The sequence below is a fragment of the Sphingomonas kyeonggiensis genome (assembly GCF_014204495.1).
Lineage (GTDB): Bacteria > Pseudomonadota > Alphaproteobacteria > Sphingomonadales > Sphingomonadaceae > Sphingomonas > Sphingomonas kyeonggiensis_A.
This window is the reverse complement of sequence record NZ_JACHLN010000003.1, coordinates 459,570-473,896: the sequence shown is the minus strand read 5'-3', so window position 1 is coordinate 473,896 and position 14,327 is coordinate 459,570. Positions and strand designations below refer to the sequence as shown.

Below are 14,327 nucleotides of genomic sequence, written 5' to 3'. Positions count from 1 at the left end.
GTTCAGGCGAGCGAGGGCGGTCCTTGCGAAGGCGGTTGGGCAAAGGCGCGGCGGCCCGGTGCCGGAGTGGTGGCGGGTGCGAAGCCGAGCGCGAGCAGGAAGGCGAGCGCGGCGAGCAGCAGCACCGGGTCGGTGCCACCGAGCATGGCATGGCCGAGCCCCGACCAGGCGCAGTCCTGCTTGCCGCTGTCACTGGGCTTGGCGTGATCGGGGTCCATCGGGATGTCGACGGTCATGGTTGCGGGCCCGCTGCCGTCGCAGATCACCATGGTCAGCGTCTTGCCGCCGGTTTCGCCGAGCATATAGCCGGCGGGCACGAGCGCCTTCGCCGCCAGCGCCGTGGCGATCAGCCACAATGCCAGCCAGCGATGCTCCTTCAGGAAGACGCGCCATGCCCCCATGGAAGACCGGGCTATTCGCTTCGCCGCCGCCTGTCACGTCAGGAATGCGTCGAAGGGGATGGGCATTTTGTCCAACCGTGCAGGTTTCCCCGAGAGGCGAACCGGCGTAAGGGGCCGCGCATGACCCAGCAGCCCATTCTCGTGCTCACCACTGGCGGCACTATCGACAAGCAATATTTCGACGCCTCGAGCCAGTATACGATCGTTGGCACGATGGTGACCCGGCTGTTCGAGCTGGGCCGGGTGCTGCATCCCTTCGAGATCGACGAAGTGATGCGCAAGGACAGCCTGGAGATGGACGATGCCGACCGCGCGGCGATCGCCGCCCGTGTCGCCGCTTCGGATGCGGAGCGCATCGTCATCACGCACGGCACCGACACGATGACCGAGACCGCCAAGGCGCTGGCCGGCATCCCGGGCAAGACGATCGTGTTGGTCGGCGCGCTGGCGCCGGCGCGCTTCGCGGAGAGCGATGCCACCTTCAACCTGGGCATGGCCTTCGCCACGGTCCAGGTCGCGCAGCCGGGCGTCTATATCACGATGAACGGCACCGTGTTCGAAGCGGGCAAGGTGGTGAAGGACCGCGAAGCCGGGCGTTTCGTGGAAATTTGAGGGCTAACCCTGCCGTTCCATCGTCACCCTGAACTTGTTTCAGGGTCCAATGCTCCACCGGCGATATCCTCGCGGTTCCTTGGATGCTGAAATGGGTTCAGCATGACGGGGTTGCCAGAGGCGGACCTTGGTTGCAGCATGGCCCGCCTCCAGTCTCTCCGTTTCCGGAAAGAAGGACTGCCTACAAGATACCGGGCAGTTTGAGCCTCTTCTCACGCGCACAGTCCAAAGCCTCGACGTAGCCGGCGTCCGCATGCCGCATCACCCCGGTCGCGGGGTCGTTCCACAGCACGCGCTCGAGCCGGGCCGCGGCCTCTGGCGTTCCGTCCGCTACGATCACCATGCCGGCATGCTGCGAATAGCCCATGCCAACGCCGCCGCCGTGGTGGAGCGACACCCAGGTCGCGCCTGATGCGGTGTTGAGCAGGGCGTTGAGCAGCGGCCAGTCCGAGACGGCGTCCGATCCGTCCTGCATCGCCTCGGTCTCGCGATTGGGGCTGGCGACCGATCCGCTGTCGAGATGATCGCGGCCGATCACGATCGGGGCCTTCAGTTCACCGCTGGCCACCATCTCGTTGAAGGCAAGGCCGAGCCGGTGGCGGTCGCCCAGGCCAACCCAGCAGATCCGCGCGGGCAGGCCCTGGAAGTGGATGCGCTCGGCGGCCATGTCGAGCCAGTTGTGGAGATGCGCATTGTCGGGCAGCAGCTCCTTCACCTTGGCATCGGTCTTCGCGATATCCTCGGGATCGCCCGAGAGCGCCGCCCAGCGGAACGGGCCGATCCCGCGGCAGAAGAGCGGGCGGATATAGGCGGGGACGAAGCCGGGGAAGTCGAAGGCATTGGCCACGCCCTCGTCCAGCGCGACCTGGCGGATATTGTTGCCGTAATCGACCGTCGGCACGCCGGCGGCGTGGAAATCGAGCATCGCGCGGACGTGCTGCGCCATCGATGCCTTGGCGGCCTTTGCCGTGGCTTCGGGATCGCGCTCGCGTTTCTCGATCCATTCGGCGACGGTCCAGCCGATCGGCAAATAGCCGTTGATCGGATCGTGCGCGCTGGTCTGGTCCGTGAGCAGGTCGGGGCGGATGCCGCGCGCGAACATCTCGGGCAGCAGTTCCGCCGCATTGCCGAGCAGGCCGACCGAGATCGGCTTGTCGGCGCTTTTGATGATCTCCAGCGCCTCGTCGATGCTCTCGGCGGCGCGATCGAGATAGCCGGTGCGCAGGCGCATCTCGATCCGGCTCGGCTGGCATTCGATGGCGAGGCAGGAGGCACCGGCCATCACCGCCGCCAGCGGCTGCGCGCCGCCCATGCCGCCCAGGCCCGCGGTGAGCAGCCAGCGGCCCTTCAGGTCGCCGCCATAATGCTGGCGGCCCATCTCGGCGAAGGTCTCGTACGTGCCCTGCACGATGCCCTGGGTGCCGATATAGATCCACGAGCCGGCGGTCATCTGGCCGTACATCGCCAGGCCCTTGCGATCGAGCTCGTTGAAATGCTCCCAGGTCGCCCAATGCGGCACCAGGTTGGAGTTGGCGAGGAGGACGCGCGGAGCGTTCTCATGGGTGCGGAACACGCCGACCGGCTTGCCCGACTGGATCAGCAGCGTCTCGTCGGCCTCGAGATCGCGCAGCGCGGCGACGATCCGGTCATAGCTCTCCCAGTCGCGCGCTGCCCGGCCGATGCCGCCATAGACGACCAACTCCTCGGGCCGCTCGGCGACATCGGGGTGGAGGTTGTTCATCAACATGCGCAGCGGCGCTTCGGTGAGCCAGCTCTTGGCGGTCCGTTCGGTGCCGGTGGCGGGCTTGATGATGCGGCTGTTGTCGAGGCGAGTCATTCCGGGGCTCCGGCAAATTCGAGGCAGGCGGTGAGGATGCGGGTCAGCGCGGCGCGCATCGGGGCGGCACGAGCTTCGGTGTAGGGCGTCGGCCAATGGGCTTCGTCGCAGACCTCGGGCTCGTCGATATAGCCGCGGCAGGCCAGCTCCATCTGGATGGCGTGAACGCCCTGTTCGGGCCGGCCATAATGGCGGGTGGTCCAGCCCCCGCGAAAGCGGCCGTCGGTCACCTGGCTCCACGGTGTTGCCGCGCATGCGGCTTCGACCGCAGGGGCGAGCGCGGGCGCACAGGTGGTGCCGCCGTTGGTGCCGATGTTGAACTGGGGCAGCTCGCCGTCGAACAGGCGCGGCACATGGCTGCGGATCGAATGGGCGTCGTAGAGGACGATCCCGGAGTGGATCGCGCGGAGGCGGGCGATCTCCGCTTCGATAGCGGCATGATAGGGATCGAAATACGCGACGCGGCGCCGGGCGATCTCGTCCGCGCCGGGATTGCCGTCCCGATAGAGCGGTTCGTTGTCGAAGGTCGTGGTGGGGCAAAGCTCGGTCGTCGCCATGCCCGGATAGAGCGAGGCGCCCGAGGGATCGCGGTTCACGTCGATCACGCTGCGGGAGAGGGCGGTGCGGATTGTCGTCGCACCCAGCCCGGCGGCGAAGTCATAGAGCTGGTCGATCCACCAATCCGCGTCCTTGCGCGCCAGCCAGGGCGAGACGAACTGCGCCTCGACATCGGCAAGGTCCGTGCCGGTGTGCGGGAAGGCGACGATCAGCGGCGCCTCGCCGCGATGGATCTCCAGCCAGCTCATGCGACCCCCGGCAGCGCGATCGCCGCCGCCTTGGCCACCGCGCCTGCACGGACCAAGGCGGTCGCGGCTTCGATATCGGGGTGGAAATGCCGGTCATGGTCGAGCGTCGGCACATCCTGGCGAAGGCGGGCGCGGACCCGCTCCAGCGCTTCCGACGAAGTGAGCCCGGCATGGAAGTCGCAGCCCTGCGCGGCGGCGAGCAGCTCGATGCCGATCACCCCGGCGCAGTTCGCCGCCATGTCGAGCAGGCGGCGGGCGCCGTGCGCGGCCATCGAGACATGGTCTTCCTGATTGGCCGAGGTCGGGATCGAATCGACGCTCGCCGGGGTGGCGCGCTGCTTGTTCTCGGAGACCAGTGCGGCGGCGGTCACCTGCGGGATCATGAAGCCCGAATTGAGCCCCGGCTGCGGAGTGAGGAAGGCGGGCAGGTTGGACAGGGCGGGATCGACCAGCATCGCGATCCGGCGCTCTGCGATCGAACCGATCTCGCAGATCGCCAGCGCGATCATGTCCGCCGCGAAGGCGACGGGCTCGGCGTGGAAATTGCCGCCCGACAGCGCCTCGTCGGTCTCCGGGAAGATCAGCGGATTGTCGCTGACGCCGTTCGCTTCGGTCTCCAGCGTCGTGCCGGCCTGGCGCAGCAGATCGAGCACCGCGCCCATCACCTGGGGCTGGCAGCGCAGGCAATAGGGATCCTGCACGCGCGGATCGTCGTCGCGGTGCGAGGCGCGGATCGCGGAGCCGGCCATCAGCGTGCGCAGCGTCGCGCCGACGACGATCTGGCCGGGATGGCGGCGCAGCTGGTGAATGCGCGGATCGAAGGGTGCGTCAGTGCCCTTGGCTGCCTCGGTCGACAGCGCGCCGGTGACCAGCGCTGCCTGGAACAGCGTCTCGGTCTCGAACAGGCCGGCAAGGGCATTGGCGGTGGAGAATTGGGTGCCGTTGAGCAGGGCGAGGCCCTCCTTGGGCCCGAGCGTCACCGGGGCGAGGCCGGCTTCGGCCAATGCCTGTTCGGCGGGCAGCACGCGGCCATCGATTTCGATCGAGCCGACGCCGATCATCGTCGCGGCCATGTGCGAAAGCGGGGCAAGGTCGCCGCTGGCGCCGACCGATCCCTGGCTGGGCACCACCGGCGTGAGGCCCTTGGCGAGCATCGCCTCGAGCAGCGCGACGGTGGCGGGCTGCACGCCCGAGGCGCCCTGGGCGAGGCTGGCGAGTTTGAGCGCCATCATCAGTCGGACGACCGGGGCGGGCGAGGGCGCGCCGATGCCGGCGGCGTGGCTCAGCACGATGTTGCGCTGGAGCGTCGCGAGGTCCTCCGCCTCGATCTTGACGCTGGCAAGCTTCCCGAAGCCGGTGTTGATCCCATAGACCGGCGCGCCATGCGCGAGGATGCGGGCGACCGCGGCCGCGCTCTCGGCGATGCGCGGGGCGCTGGCGGGGTCGAGCCTGGGCACTGCGCCGCGCCAGATCGCGCGCCACTCGGCCAGCGGCACGTCGCCGGGGATCAGGAGAATCTCGGTCATACGCCCTTCCAAATACGGGCATGGAGCGGGTTCAGCCCCATGCGATAGACAAGCTCGGCCGGCCGCTCGATGTCCCAGATCGCGAGGTCACAGGACTTGCCGGGTTCGATTGTGCCGATTTCGGTTTGCAGCCCCAGCGCGCGCGCCGCCTCGCGGGTTACACCGGCCAGGCATTCCTCGACGGTGAGGCGAAACAGCGTCGCGCCCATGTTCATGACGAGCAGCAGGCTGGTGAGCGGCGAGGTGCCGGGGTTGCAGTCGGTCGCCAGCGCGATCGGAACGCCGGCGTCGCGCAGCGCCTGGATCGGCGGCAGTTTCGTCTCGCGGACGAAGTAATAGGCGCCCGGGAGCAGGGTCGCGACCGTGCCGGCTTTGGCCATTGCCGCGATGCCCGCGTCATCGAGATATTCGAGATGGTCCGCCGACAGTGCATCGTACGAAGCCGCCAGCGCCGCACCATGCTGGTTGGAGAGCTGCTCGGCGTGGAGCTTCACGCGCAGGCCATGCGCCCTTGCAGCCTCGAACACGCGCCGGGTCTCGTCGGGGGTGAAGCCGATCCCTTCGCAGAACGCATCGACCGCGTCGGCCAGGCCGCCCAGCGCCGGGATCATCTCGTCGCAGACCAGATCGACATAGCCGGTGCGGTCGTCGGCATATTCGGGCGGCAGGGCATGCGTGCCGAGGAAGGTTGTCGCGATCCGCACCGGGCGTTCATCGCCCAGCGCCCGGGCCGCGCGCAGCATCTTCAGCTCGCCGTCGAGCGACAGGCCATAGCCCGACTTCACCTCGACCGTGGTCGCGCCCTCGGCGATCAGCGCGTCGAGCCGGGGCAGGGCACTGGCGACGAGATCGGCCTCGCCGGCTTCGCGCGTGGCGCGCATCGTCGAGACGATCCCGCCGCCGGCACGCGCAATTGCCTCATAGCTGGCGCCCTGCAACCGCAGTTCGAATTCCTGCGCGCGGTCGCCGCCATGGACCAGGTGGGTGTGGCAATCGACCAGGCCGGGGGTGATCCAGCGGCCTTCGCAGTCGATCGTCTCTGCAGCCGTGGGCGCCTCACTTGCGGGCCCGACCCAGGCGATCCGCCCGTCCCGGGCCGCCACCGCACCCCGCTCGATCATGCCGAGGCCAGGCCCCGCCATCGTCGCGATCCGTGCGTTGGTCCAGAGTCGATCCATGCGCGCATCCTTGCCTGTGGCTTGAGTTATGTCTAGACATAATGCGCAGGAGGCCTTGCATGTATCTCTGGTTCGAAACCGCGTTGCTCCCCGCCGGCTGGGCCGAGCGCGTCACCCTGTGCATCGCCGATGGGCGCATCGCCGAAGTCCTTCCCGGCAGCGATCCCGCGCCCGACGCCGAGCGCCACCGCGTCGCGATCCCGGGCCTCGGCAATGTCCACAGCCATGGCTTCCAGCGCGGCATGGCGGGGCTCAGCGAGCGCCGCGGCCGGCCGGACGATGATTTCTGGAGCTGGCGCGAGATCATGTACCGGTTCCTCGATCGGCTCACCCCCGACGATATCGCCGCGATCACCGCCCAGGCCTATGTCGAGATGCTCGAGACCGGCTACACCCGCGTCGGCGAATTCCATTATCTCCACAATGACGTCGACGGCGGCCGCTATGCCGATCCGGCCGAGACCGCCGGCGCAATCATTAACGCCGCCGAGCAGACCGGTATCGGCCTGACCCTGCTCCCGGTCTTCTACGCGCACAGCGATTTCGGCGGGCGACTGCCCAAGCCCGGTCAGCGGCGTTTCCTTTCGGACATCGACAGCTTCGCCCGGCTGGTCGAGGCGAGCCGCGCCAGGCTGCCCGCCGATGCCGTGCTCGGCGTCGCGCCGCATTCGCTGCGCGCGGTCACGCCCGAGGAACTCGCCGCGGTCACCGCGCTGACCGACGGCCCGATCCACATCCACGCCGCCGAGCAGGTCAAGGAAGTCGAGGCGTGCGAGCAATGGAGCGGCGCGCGCCCGGTCGAATGGCTGCTCCACAATGCCGGGGTCGATGCGCGCTGGACGCTGATCCACGCCACGCACCTCAATGACTCCGAGACCGATCGCCTCGCGCGCTCCGGCGCGGTCGCCGGCCTGTGCCCGGTCACCGAAGCCAATCTCGGCGACGGCATCTTCCCGGCCGAACGCTATCTGGCGGCCGGCGGGCGGATCGCCACCGGCACCGATTCCAACATCCAGATCGACGCGGCGCATGAACTCCGTTCGATCGAATATTCGCAGCGCCTGTCGCTCCGCCGCCGCGCGATCCTCTCGCCCGAAGGCGCTTCGGTCGGCGAAACCCTGTTCGACGCGGCGCTAACCGGCGCCGGCCAGGCGCTGGGCGTCGCAACCGGGATTGCGCCCGGCGCGCCTGCCGATATCCTGAGCCTGAACATGGACCATCCGAGCTTCGCCGGCGCTACTGCCGGCACCTTCCTCGATCGCTGGATCTTCGCCGGCCGCGCCGGCGCGATCGACTGCGTCTGGCGCGCCGGCCAGTTGCAAGTCGTTCGCGGCAGGCACCGCGCGGCGGAGGTTATTGCTAATCATTATCACAAAACCCTGGAGCGCCTGCTCGGGTGACGCTCCAGGAACGCATCCGCTCGGACATCGAGGATCGCATCCGCTCGGGCGAGTTGCGCCCCGGCGATCGCATCCCGTTCGAACATGAGCTGGTCGCGCAATATGGCTGCGCCCGCGCCACGGTGAGCAAGGCGCTGGAGCGGCTCGCCCATGCCGGGCTGATCGAGCGCCGCCGCAAGGTCGGCTCGTTCGTCGCCCAGCCCAAGGTCCATGCCGCGGTGCTCGAGGTGCCCGACCTCGCCCAGCTGATCGAAGCGCGCGGCGAGGCCTATGGCTGGGAGCTCGACACCTGCCGCGTGGTCAACCGCGATCCGGACATCGAAGTCTCCGGCATCCCGGCGCCGGCCCTGCTGATCGAGGGCGTGCATTTCGCCGGTGGCCAGCCCTTCGCGCTCGAGCGCCGGCTGATCGCGCTCGACACGGTACCGGTGCCCCGCGCCGACACGTTCGAGACCGAGGCGCCGGGCTCCTGGTTGCTCCACCACGTCCCCTGGACCGACGCACGCCACCGCATCCGCGCTGTGTCCGCGGGCGGCGCGCTGGCCAAGCGGCTCAAGCTCGATACGCATAGCGCCTGCCTGCAGGTCGAGCGCTGGACCTGGCGCACGGGCAGGGCGGTGACCTTCGTCCGCCAGACCTTCCCGGGCGATCGCTACGATCTGGTCGCGGAGTTCACGCCGGGGGGCTGAAATTCCCCTCCCTGGAAGGGAGGGGAGACAGCGGGGCCTTTCCCTTTTTCCAAACCACTATAGTTTGCGCGCAATGAACTTGCGCCACATCGAGATCTTTCACGCGGTATATGTCAACGGCTCGGTGAGCGGCGCGGCGCGTGCGCTCAACGTCTCGCAGCCTTCGGTGTCGAAGATGCTGCGCCATGCCGAGAGCCTGCTCGGCTTCCAGCTTTTCCACCGCACCAATGGCCGGCTCGTCCCCACCGAGGACGCGCATACGCTGTTCACCGAAGTCTCGGAGATCCAGGACCGCGTCTATGCGCTGCGTGAAGCGGGGCGGAACCTGAAGCGCGGTGCCGGCGGCATGCTCAAGGTCTCGGCCCTGCCCAGCCTGGCGCTCAACGCGCTGCCCACCGCCGTCGCGCGCTTCATGCGTGGGCATGAAGGCGTGCGCTTCGACCTGCAGACCGTCCATCACGACGATCTGCTGCGCAAGCTCTACGAGCGCGAGACCGATGTCGCGATCGCGTACGAAGTGCCGCATGCCGCGCCGATCGGCCATCGCTGGCTGGGCGAGGGCGAGCTGGTGGTGCTCTATCGCGAGGAGGACATGCCCGATGCGCCGCCGCGCATCGAGCTGGAGCGGCTCCGGGGCCGCCCGTTCATCAGCCTCGCCAATTCGGGCCCGATCGGCCAGCTGTTCAGCCAGGAATGCGCGCGGCTGGAACTCGATCTCGACGAAGTGATCTCGGCGCGGACCTTCTACATCGCCACCGCCCTGGTCGCGCAGGGCGTGGGCATGACGGTGGTGGACAGCTTCACGGCGCAGGCCTCGCTCGTCCCGGGCCTGTCGATGCGGCCGCTCAAGCCGCAGCTCACCTTCGACGTCCATGCGATGTTCCTGCTCAACCGCCCGCCGACGGCGCTGGCCACCGATTTCCTCAAGACGCTGGCCAAGGTGATCGACGCCTAAGGGCAAGCCCTTAGGCTGCCATAACGGCTGGCTATGCCGAGGCGCCGACTCGCTATGCGCGGTGCCGGATGCGGAGCGATAGCGTTATCACCCAATGATACCGGCACCTTACCTCCTTTACCTCGGTCACAGCACCGACTTCGTAGGCATCAAGACCTCGCGCGGCCTCGCCGAATTCCGGCGGCACGATTGCGTGGGTGAGTTCCGCCACGACGATTCCACCCTCACGCTCGGCCTGCCGCGCATGACCATCGAGGAAGGCGCTGCGGCGGGCGCGAAGACGCTCGTGCTCGGCATTGCCAATTCGGGCGGCGTCATGGGCGGTGACCTGGTCCGCGATGCGATGGCCGCGCTCAATGCGGGCATGAACATCGCCGCCGGTCTCCACCAGCGGCTGCGCGACGTGCCCGAGCTGGCCGCACTGGCCCGGGAGAAGAACCTGCAGCTGTTCGACGTGCGCGATCCGCCGGCGGACATGAAGGTGGGCAATGGCTATGCGCGCGCCGGCCGCCGCATCCTCACCGTCGGCACCGATTGCTCGGTCGGCAAGATGTACACCACGATCGCCATCGCCGATGCGCTCAAGGCGCGGGGCGAGAAGGCCGATTTCCGCGCGACGGGCCAGACCGGCATCCTGATCGCGGGATCGGGTGTGCCGATCGATGCGGTCGTCGCCGATTTCATATCGGGCGGGATCGAGGCGCTTGCGCCCGAGCGCACCGATGGCGGCTGGGATGTGATCGAGGGTCAGGGCTCGCTGTTCCACCCGAGCTTCGCCGGGGTCTCGACCGGCCTGCTTCACGGCGCCCAGCCCGAGGCGCTGATCCTCTGCCACGATCCGAGCCGCAGCCATATGCGCGGCATTCCGGGCCGTGCGCTGCCGGGGCTGAAGGAATGCCTGGAGGCCAATCTCCAGACCGCACGCCTTACCAGCCCGAACGTTCGCGCCGTTGGCGTCTGCCTCAATACCTCCCGCATGGAGAAGGCTGAGGCCGAGGCCTTGTGCCGGCGGATCGAGGCCGAGCTTGGACTTCCCTGCACCGATCCGATCGCCTTCGGGGTCGAGGCGATCATCGACGAATTGCTATGCACCGAAGTCTCGCGGCCCGTCACGACCGCTTCCTCCTGACCAGGCCTTTCCGCATCTCGCGCGGGGTGAAGACCGAGGCCGATTTGGTCACGGTCACGATCCGCGCGGGGGCGCTGGAAGGGCGGGGCGAGGGCGTGCCCTATGCCCGCTATGGGGAAAGCGTCGAGAGCTCGTTGGAGGCGATCGAGGGCATCCGCCCGGCGATCGAGGCCGGCGCCGGGCGCGAGGAATTGCTGTCGCTGCTGCCGGCGGGTGCGGCTCGCAACGCAGTCGACTGTGCACTGTGGGATCTTGAGGCGCGGGAGGCGGGCAGGAGCGTCGCCGAGCTGATCGGCGCGCCCGAGCCGGGGCCGCTCGCCAGCGCGCTCACCATCGTGATCGACACGCCGATGATGATGGGCGTCGCCGCGCGCCGTGCCGCCGCAGCGCCCTTGCTCAAGGTGAAGGTCGATGGGCGCCTGCCCGATGCGCAGATCCGCGCGGTCCGCAATGCCGCGCCGGATTCCAGGCTGATCGTCGATCCCAATGAGAGCTGGGACGCGCGGCTGGTCGAGGCGATGCAGCCGGTGTTGGCGGAGCTGCGGGTCGATCTGCTCGAGCAGCCTGTCTCGGCCGAGATCGATGCCTGCCTCGAGGCGTTCGAGCACCGCGTGCCGATTGCCGCGGACGAGTCCATCCACACCAGCGCGGAGCTGGACGTGGTCGCGCGCCGCTACGAGGTGGTGAACGTCAAGCTCGACAAGGCGGGCGGGCTCACCGAGGGGCTGCGCCTCGCCAACGCCGCCCGAGCGCGCGGGCTGGGGCTGATGACCGGCTGCATGGTCAGCTCGTCGCTGTCGATCGCGGCCGCGCTGCACATCGCCCGCATGTCCGATTTCGCCGACCTTGACGGTCCCCTCTGGCTCGCCAAGGATCATCCGGGCGGTGTCGAGGACCGGGACGGCACGCTGTATCCGCCCATCAAAGGATTTTGGGGAACGCCATGAAGGTCGCGCTGCTGCTGGGGATTGCCGCTGTCTCACTGGGAGCCGCCGCCGCGCCGCTCCCGCCGCAGAAGGTGGACCTGCTGATCCGGGGCGGCACGATCTACACCGGCTCGGATGCGCCGTTCGTCGGGGACGTGGCGATCCGGGGTGATGAGATCGTCTCGGTCAGCAAGCGCGCGAACGTCACCGCTGCGCGGATCATCGATGCCAAGGGCATGATCGTCGCGCCCGGCTTCATCGATCCGCACACCCATATGGGCGGCGATCTTGCCTCGGACGACCAGGCCAAGCGGCTGGTCCCGGCCTTCCTGATGCAGGGCGTCACCACTGCGTTCATCGGCAATGATGGCGGCGGCGATCCCGACGTCGCCAAGGTGCTCGGCAGTGCTGCGACCAAGCCGGTGGGCATCAACTATGCCGCCTGGGTCGGCTTCGGGGCGATCCGCGAGAAGGTGGTTGGCGAGGACAATCGCGCGCCGACGCCGGAAGAGCTGGCCAGGATGAAGGGGCTGGTCGCCTCGGCGATGTGCCAGGGTGCGCTCGGCCTCTCGACCGGTCTTTTCTACGCGCCGCAGAGCTTCGCGAAGACCGAGGAGGTCATCGAGCTGGCCAAGGAAGCCGGCAAGCGCGGCGGCAGCTATGACAGCCATATCCGCGACGAGAGCAGCTACACCGTCGGTCTGGTGGCGGCGATCGACGAGGCGATCCGCATCGGCCGCGAGGGCGGGCTGCCCGCGCATATCAGCCATATCAAGGCGCTCGGCGTCGATGTGCAGGGCGAAGCGCCCAAGATCATCGCGACGATCAACGCCGCGCGTGCCCGCGGCGAGAAGGTGACCGCCAACCAATATCCCTGGTCGGCATCGGGCACGAGCCTGGTCGCCTCGCTGGTGCCCCTCTGGGCGCAGGATGGCGGGCGTCCGGCCCTGCTCAAGCGCTTCGACGATCCGTCGCTTGCCGAGAAGATGCATGCCGGCATGGTCGAGAACCTGCGCAAGCGCGGCGGGGCGGACAAGCTGCTGATCGTCGAGGGCAAGTACAAGAACCGCTATCTCGATGCCGTCGCCAAGGAAATGAACCTGTCGCCGGTCGATGCCGCGATCGCGGTGATCCGCATCGGCGATCCCGGCACCGTGTCGTTCAACCAGAGCGAGGCCGATATCGCCGCCTTCATGCAGCAGCCCTGGGTGATGACCGGGTCGGACGCCTCGGGCGGCCATCCGCGCGTCTATGGCTCGTTCGCGCGCAAGTATGACAAGTACGTCAAGACCGACCATGTCATCACGCTGCGCCAGTTCATCGAGCGCAGCTCGTCGCTGACCGCCGACACCTTCGGGCTGACCGGGCGAGGGCATCTGCGCAGTGGCGCCTATGCCGATGTCGTGGTGTTCGATCCCAGGACCTATGCCTCGCGTGCCACCTATGAGCAGCCCGCGCTGCTCGCGGCCGGTGTGCAGACCGTGGTGGTCAACGGCGTGATCGCGGTCGACAAGGGGGCGATGACCGGCAAGGCGGCGGGCCGCGCCATTTCTCACATGCCGATCGCGGGGAGGTGCAACTGATGGCCTGGTGGTTCGGCACGGCGCTGTGGAAGCGCGTCCTCGCCTTTCTCGTCCTCGGCGTGGTCTTCGCGCTGGTGCTGCCGCAGGGGGCTCCCTATCTCCAGTTCATTGGCGACCTGTTCGTCCGGGCGATCCGCATGCTGGTCGCGCCGATCGTGCTGGTCACCATCGCCTCGGGCATCACTTCGCTCGCCGATCCGAAGCGGCTGGGGAGCCTGGGCGGGCGGACGGTGGGCATGTTCGCGCTGACGACCTTCATCGCCGTCTCGGTCGGCACGCTGGTCGCCGCGATCGTCCAGCCGGGGGCGGGCGCGCCGCTCGGTACGGCCGAGGCACATGTGCTCGGCAAGCCGGTTACGCCCTATGAGCAGCTGATCAACATCATCCCCACCAACATCTTCGACGCGCTGGCCAAGGGTGACATGCTGGCGCTGATCTTCACATCGATCCTGATCGGCTGCGGCACGGTGGTGGCCGGCGAGGCGGGCAAGCCCTTCGCCAACCTGCTGCAATCGACCTCGGCGGTGCTGCTCCGCGTCGTCGGCATCGTCATGGAAGCGACGCCCTTCGGCGTGTTCGCGCTGATCGCCAATGCGGTGGCGGCCAATGGCGCTGCGGTGTTCGTCCATGTCGGCTGGCTGGCGCTGGCGGTGGTGCTCGGCTCGCTGATCCAGATGCTGGTGGTGCACAGCCTGTTGCTGCGCTTCATCGCCAAGCTGCCGCTGCTGCCCTTCTTCCGCGGCATCGTCGATGCGCTGGCGGTGGCATTCTCGACCGCATCGAGCGGCGCGACGCTGCCGGTGGCGATGCGGGTGTCCGAGCAGAATCTCGGCATCGGTCGCCCGGTCTTCTCGACCGTGCTGCCGCTCGGTGCCAGCATCGGCAAGGACGGCACGGCGATGTATGTCGGCCTGCTGAGCATGTTCGCGCTGCAGGCGTTCGGGGTGCATTTGACCCCGACCGTCTATGCCGCCGTGCTGCTGACCGGTGCGCTTGCCGCCTTTGGCACGGCGCCGGTGCCCTCGGCATCGCTGTTCATGCTCGCCGCCGTATTGAGCGCGGTTGGCGTTTCGCCTGAGCAGACCGCGCTAGTGGTGGGATTCGTACTTCCCTTCGACCGGCTGCTCGACATGACCCGAACCGTGCCCAGTGCGTCGGCAAATCTGACCGTCGCGACGCTGGTCGCGCGCTGGGAAGGGGAGTTGGACGAGGACGTCTATCGCGCGCCGGATAGGGCCTGAGAAAGAGCGGCCGGGGGCGACCCCGGCGGCTCCAGCCAAGCAGG

The 14,327-nt window shown here is 68.3% G+C and carries 13 protein-coding genes; 8 read left to right on the top strand and 5 right to left on the bottom strand.

From position 1 onward, the window contains the following. Positions 1-2 precede the first annotated feature (2 nt). Complete coding sequence (locus HNP52_RS16425) at positions 3-401, bottom strand: DUF2946 family protein (protein WP_184168707.1); 399 nt, start codon at positions 399-401, stop codon at positions 3-5. Between the two features lie 120 nt (positions 402-521). On the opposite strand from HNP52_RS16425, the gene HNP52_RS16420 reads away from it, so the two are divergent. Further along, on the top strand, positions 522-1,013 hold the full coding sequence (locus tag HNP52_RS16420; RefSeq protein ID WP_184168706.1) for an asparaginase domain-containing protein: 492 nt from the start codon (positions 522-524) through the stop codon (positions 1,011-1,013). A 181-nt stretch (positions 1,014-1,194) separates the two neighbouring features. Here HNP52_RS16420 and hutU read toward each other — a convergent pair whose 3' ends face one another. Genes hutU through hutI form a run of 4 tightly spaced genes read right to left on the bottom strand, consistent with a single transcriptional unit; the run spans position 1,195 to position 6,360 of the window. Next, positions 1,195-2,850 carry a urocanate hydratase gene (gene hutU / locus HNP52_RS16415; protein ID WP_184168705.1) on the bottom strand — a complete coding sequence of 552 codons (1,656 nt, stop codon included), beginning with the start codon at positions 2,848-2,850 and terminating at the stop codon, positions 1,195-1,197. Further along, the gene (gene hutG, locus HNP52_RS16410) at positions 2,847-3,656 is read right to left on the bottom strand and encodes an N-formylglutamate deformylase (RefSeq protein WP_184168704.1); all 810 of its coding nucleotides are present in this window, start codon (positions 3,654-3,656) and stop codon (positions 2,847-2,849) included. Before hutG ends, hutU begins: the two co-directional genes overlap by 4 nt. Beyond that, positions 3,653-5,182: a histidine ammonia-lyase gene (gene hutH, locus HNP52_RS16405; protein ID WP_184168703.1), complete on the bottom strand. Its 1,530-nt coding sequence runs from the start codon at positions 5,180-5,182 to the stop codon at positions 3,653-3,655. Before hutH ends, hutG begins: the two co-directional genes overlap by 4 nt. Further along, positions 5,179-6,360 (bottom strand): imidazolonepropionase, encoded by a 1,182-nt coding sequence (hutI, locus tag HNP52_RS16400; RefSeq protein ID WP_184168702.1) that lies wholly within the window; start codon positions 6,358-6,360, stop codon positions 5,179-5,181. The genes hutH and hutI overlap by 4 nt, the downstream gene beginning before the upstream one ends. A gap of 59 nt (positions 6,361-6,419) precedes the next feature. Between hutI and HNP52_RS16395 the strand changes: the two genes are divergently transcribed. From HNP52_RS16395 to HNP52_RS16365, 7 genes are all read left to right on the top strand, one after another. Next, positions 6,420-7,760, top strand: a complete 1,341-nt coding sequence (locus HNP52_RS16395) for a formimidoylglutamate deiminase (protein WP_184168701.1) — start codon at positions 6,420-6,422, stop codon at positions 7,758-7,760. Continuing rightward, positions 7,757-8,449 carry a UTRA domain-containing protein gene (locus HNP52_RS16390; RefSeq protein WP_184168700.1) on the top strand — a complete coding sequence of 231 codons (693 nt, stop codon included), beginning with the start codon at positions 7,757-7,759 and terminating at the stop codon, positions 8,447-8,449. The genes HNP52_RS16395 and HNP52_RS16390 overlap by 4 nt, the downstream gene beginning before the upstream one ends. A 73-nt stretch (positions 8,450-8,522) precedes the next feature. Then, positions 8,523-9,404 (top strand): LysR family transcriptional regulator, encoded by an 882-nt coding sequence (locus HNP52_RS16385; protein ID WP_184168699.1) that lies wholly within the window; start codon positions 8,523-8,525, stop codon positions 9,402-9,404. A gap of 94 nt (positions 9,405-9,498) precedes the next feature. Further along, complete coding sequence (gene dgcN / locus HNP52_RS16380) at positions 9,499-10,533, top strand: N-acetyltransferase DgcN (RefSeq protein ID WP_184168698.1); 1,035 nt, start codon at positions 9,499-9,501, stop codon at positions 10,531-10,533. Next, entirely contained in the window at positions 10,491-11,480 is a 990-nt protein-coding gene (dgcA, locus tag HNP52_RS16375) for an N-acetyl-D-Glu racemase DgcA (RefSeq protein ID WP_184168697.1), read from the top strand. Before dgcN ends, dgcA begins: the two co-directional genes overlap by 43 nt. Then, positions 11,477-13,042 carry an amidohydrolase family protein gene (locus tag HNP52_RS16370; RefSeq protein WP_184168696.1) on the top strand — a complete coding sequence of 522 codons (1,566 nt, stop codon included), beginning with the start codon at positions 11,477-11,479 and terminating at the stop codon, positions 13,040-13,042. The genes dgcA and HNP52_RS16370 overlap by 4 nt, the downstream gene beginning before the upstream one ends. Then, positions 13,042-14,283, top strand: a complete 1,242-nt coding sequence (locus HNP52_RS16365) for a dicarboxylate/amino acid:cation symporter (protein WP_221416460.1) — start codon at positions 13,042-13,044, stop codon at positions 14,281-14,283. Before HNP52_RS16370 ends, HNP52_RS16365 begins: the two co-directional genes overlap by 1 nt. Positions 14,284-14,327: the final 44 nt, after the last annotated feature.